This window comes from Nocardioides oceani, from assembly GCF_030412965.1.
Classification (GTDB): Bacteria; Actinomycetota; Actinomycetes; order Propionibacteriales; family Nocardioidaceae; genus Nocardioides; species Nocardioides oceani.
The window spans coordinates 1-205 of the sequence record NZ_JAUHJQ010000344.1 but is presented as its reverse complement, the minus strand read 5'-3'; the positions used below and the strand labels follow the sequence as shown (position 1 = coordinate 205).

The window sequence follows — 205 nt, the reverse complement described above, 5'->3', positions numbered from 1 at the left end:
CGACTTCGCCGGCCCCGGCCGCGGCAAGGTCTCGTTCGAGGTCGTCGACGGCGACTCCAGCGCGCAGATCTGCCGCAACCTCACGGAGTCCGGCGTCGTCGCGTCGGTGCCGGCCTGCATCGACGCCGCTGCCGCCGACCCGGAGTCGCCGGGGATCCAGGTCGGGTTCTACCCGCTCAAGAAGGAGATGGCCGCCGACGACGCC

General features: G+C 72.7%; 1 pseudogene. It reads left to right on the top strand.

Annotated elements, in window-relative coordinates:
- Window positions 1–205 (top strand): annotated as a pseudogene (locus tag QWY28_RS24305) (endolytic transglycosylase MltG); the annotation flags it as partial.